This is a genomic window from Oscillospiraceae bacterium (assembly GCA_015068525.1).
In the GTDB taxonomy this organism is placed as follows: Bacteria; Bacillota; Clostridia; order UMGS1840; family HGM11507; genus SIG450.
Genome location: SVKJ01000050.1, coordinates 1 through 3652 on the forward strand (window position 1 = coordinate 1; position 3652 = coordinate 3652).

Annotated in this window: 4 protein-coding genes; 3 read left to right on the forward strand and 1 reads right to left on the reverse strand. The window is 33.7% G+C overall.

Annotated elements, in window-relative coordinates; genetic code table 11:
• From E7419_08295 to E7419_08305, 3 genes are all read left to right on the forward strand, one after another.
• Window positions 1-105 (forward strand): recombinase family protein (locus E7419_08295; protein ID MBE7015175.1); only part of this gene is annotated, 105 nt, incomplete at its 5' end.
• A gap of 416 nt (window positions 106-521) precedes the next feature.
• Window positions 522-2288 (forward strand): hypothetical protein, encoded by a 1767-nt coding sequence (locus E7419_08300; GenBank protein ID MBE7015176.1) that lies wholly within the window; start codon window positions 522-524, stop codon window positions 2286-2288.
• A 155-nt stretch (window positions 2289-2443) separates the two neighbouring features.
• On the forward strand, window positions 2444-2836 hold the full coding sequence (locus E7419_08305; GenBank protein ID MBE7015177.1) for a type II toxin-antitoxin system PemK/MazF family toxin: 393 nt from the start codon (window positions 2444-2446) through the stop codon (window positions 2834-2836).
• Between the two features lie 427 nt (window positions 2837-3263).
• On the opposite strand, the gene E7419_08310 is transcribed toward E7419_08305, so the two are convergent.
• The coding region (locus E7419_08310; GenBank protein MBE7015178.1) for a copper amine oxidase N-terminal domain-containing protein at window positions 3264-3652 on the reverse strand (389 nt) is incomplete at its 5' end.

A 3652-nucleotide genomic window follows, 5' to 3' on the forward strand; every position in this document is an offset into this window, starting at 1 on the left:
ACATGGAAGACCGGTGAAATTACCGCTAGGCAAGCAATGAACATCTTGAATCTAAAACCCAATACATTTTATAGAAGAGTCAAGGCTTTTGAAACGGCAAGTTAAATGTCGAACATCTTCTATCTGAGAAATGGTGGTGGTACTATTACAGTACCGCCATTATTTATTTTTTGCGGAAAAATTGTATTTACTGAAATTCTTGTAAAAATATAATATATTTGCTGATTTTATCGGCATTTTGATTTTAAGACAATTTTATTCTAATTATTTCTCTATCAGTGATTTTATTTTAATTATTACTGTATTTTTCTCTTATTATAAGAGATATTTTATTCGGGTAAAAATACCCCGCATTATAAATATAGATTCGGGAAGATTACCCTGTTGGTCTTTTTAAAGATTTGACGAATTACCGTAGACGATGTATCATCCGAACATAAGCGGTAATAAGACCCCCACATAACAGATATAAAAAAATTATATGTAATACGGGGGTGATATTACCAAAATTATAAAAGGAGATGATAATGAATTATAAAGAGTTCTTAAAAAAATTAGGTAATCCAGACCCGATATGTTTTCTTAATAATAAAATAAAAATCAGTTTAGAAGATGTACCCCAATATATTGACGAGTATAATATTTACTTTATTCCCAATATCGGTGGTACAAAAAAGGAAGACATAACAGAGTTTAAAACATTTTTTGTTGATTTAGACGCCGGAAAAGATTCAAAAGGCAATTTCTTGCCTGGAAAAACAGTAAAAAAATACAAAACGGAACAATGGAAAAAGATTAATTCTTTCAGCATACCGCCAAATATAGTGAATGAGACGAGGAACGGGCTACACCTTTACTGGTTCATTAAAGAAAAAATAACTCCTGAACTCTGGCAAAAAATTGAAGATGCATTGGTTAATCATTTTGATGGAGATGTCAAAGCAAAGCATTGCGCTAAGCAAATGAGATTGCCCGATACCTTTTGGAGAAAAGAATCACAGTACCCACCATACCCTTGTAGGGTTCTGAAAGAGAATGATGCTTACACTTATATCGCATCATACTGCAAATTGTTTAATATTTCAGAATCTACAGCTCAGACGACATCTGAGAAAAAGAATGCCAGATTCCGTTATGCGAAACCAACGCTACCTAAAAACAAGTCAATATCACCACGAGTTTTCACAAACTATAAGCAAGTTTTTGACTATCTGACAAAAGAAATTTCAATGTTTGATTATCTACAAGAGTTCTATGGTTTTGCCGATAGCAATCAGCATTCTTTTTGTTGTATCATACACCCAGACAAGCACCCAAGCGCAAGCATTTTCAAAGTAGATAGCGGTGTTGAGTTATATTGTTGTAATGCTACAAGCTGTGGCTTTAAAGGGAATATCATTCAAGTTGTTTCTCACCTTGAAGAATGCTCCAGAAGCGATGCAATTAAAAAGATATGTGAAGACTTAAATATTGAATACAAGGTAGATACCCGATTAAAAAGTATGTTGGAAGACAATAAGCATACAATTATAGATGACATACAGTATTCTCATACAGATTTGCATAATTCTATGTATCGCTATGTTAGAACCCTCAAAGAACTACACGATATAGCAATAGATTCCCTTGAATATTCAAGTGCAGCGGGGAAATTTCTTTTTACAGCTTCTATTAAACACATATCACAGAGAATGGGTAGGCATGATAAAAAGAACACAACCACTGATATTGCTTTTTTATGTCTGTTGAAATTGATAGAAAAAGTCGATTTAGACACCGATAATGATGTTCCAAAAGAATATGTAAAATATGTGAAACAATTTCAAAATAAACATAATAAAGATAATTATATTACTGTTTTTTCAATTCCAAGTTATACATATAATGTCCTTACAGAGTGCGAGGATGTTGCAAAACAAGTCAAAGAAAAGGGTCTCAGAAAGACGCACTTTTCTTACGAGGCAGTTGCCAATGCTTTTGACAAGGAGACGGCAGATAGAGTTTTTCCTCAGATAAAAGGGAAATCAGTCAGGAGCATAGATAATTTCTTACTGCAAACAATAAACATTCTGCTTGAAAAAGATGGTTATTTCACATTGAATACTGTAAAAAGTTTTTACAGTGATAATGATGTATTTTTCAGAGAAAAAACTTATATAAGGCAGATACCTGCGATAATGCAAATGCTTAACCTTGAAAAAGTCAAGGCATCAAAGAAGATTAAGGAACAGTACGGAATACTTTCTGCCGGTTTTCCATATATTTTCATCAAGAAATCTCAGCAATAAAAAATCCTGCGATCTAACCAGGTCGCCTTCTGAATTATTCTATTTTTTGACGGATTTTTTGAGAAAATTGTGATTTTACAGAATTTTTATGAATAAAGGAGATTATAAATTTTCGTTCAAAATCATCATCATAAAATATTTTCACTAATGAAAGGATGATGATTTTAATGACAGAAACTACTTACATAAGAAAAGGTGATATTTTCTATGTTGAACTTGGAACGGAGCGGAACGGTAGTGTTCAGAACGGAGGAGCAACCGGTGTTAGACCTTGTGTTGTTATGGCAAATGAGATTGCTTGTGAGGTTAGTCCGGTTCTGTTGGTTGTGCCTATTACCTCCAGTTTTGGGAAACACCGCAAAGGTATGCCGACACATTTAGAGCTCGGCAACACCTTGCCCAAGAAATCAGTTGCATTATTTGAGCAAGTCTTGACCGTCAATCGCTATCAGTTGCGTGATAAGATTGCAAATTTATCAGAAGACTTGTTGGAAGAGGCAAATAAAAAAATAATGATTTCCTTCGGGTTAGTTCCACAGTATGCTTGAAATCAAAAAAATAGAGCTCATTCGACTTTGAGCTCTATTTTTCTTTGTTGCGTGTGCCGCATCAAATAATAATACAAAAGATACTTTTACTTAGAAAGAAAGCGGGTCATCATACTACGACTAACACTACTTTTTCAACCACCACCTTTGACGAAATATATCTATATATTAACTGCTGATGCAGATTGTTTTCACTACCCAAAATGTCTTGTGTCGAGTGATTTATGAAACATTTATTTTATTACTGATATAAATATAAACTCCTTTTTATTTGCAAAAAACAAGCCGATAGTATGGAATGCAAACAAATTGGTGTCGACTTTGGTTGAAAAATTGAAATCCGACATCTGAACCGGTTATGCGGCAATTTTTGCGACAAAACAAAAATAGCACCTCGGAAGTCGAGATGCTATTTTGATTTAAGCAATTATTTTGTTATTGTTACTGTCTGAGTGTCGTTATTCCACAGAACATTCGCACCCAAATTTTCCATTACGAATCTTATAGGAAGGAAAGTTCTTCCGTCTTCAACAAATGATGCTGAATCAAGTTCAATCTTCTCGTTATTCACCATTGCAAAATTTTCACCTATTACAAGAGAAATTTTAATATCGTCAAGTTCTACTATAACAGTCTGAGATTCCTGCACCCAATCAACAGATGCACCGAGCTTTTCAGCAATAAATCTTATTGGGAGCATTGTTCTTTCATTTACAATCTTTGGAGCAACGTCATTTGTAATTGTTTCACCATTTACAAGAGCATCTTTCTGCCCAATGGTAAGAATAATTTTATTAGTGGGAACTTCTTTCCATT

Bases quoted from the DNA above. Each gene is read 5' to 3' on its own strand.
- E7419_08305 (MBE7015177.1), top strand. From the start codon at position 2,444: ATGATGATTTTAATGACAGAAACTACTTACATAAGAAAAGGTGATATT.
- E7419_08300 (MBE7015176.1), top strand. From the start codon at position 522: ATGATAATGAATTATAAAGAGTTCTTAAAAAAATTAGGTAATCCAGAC.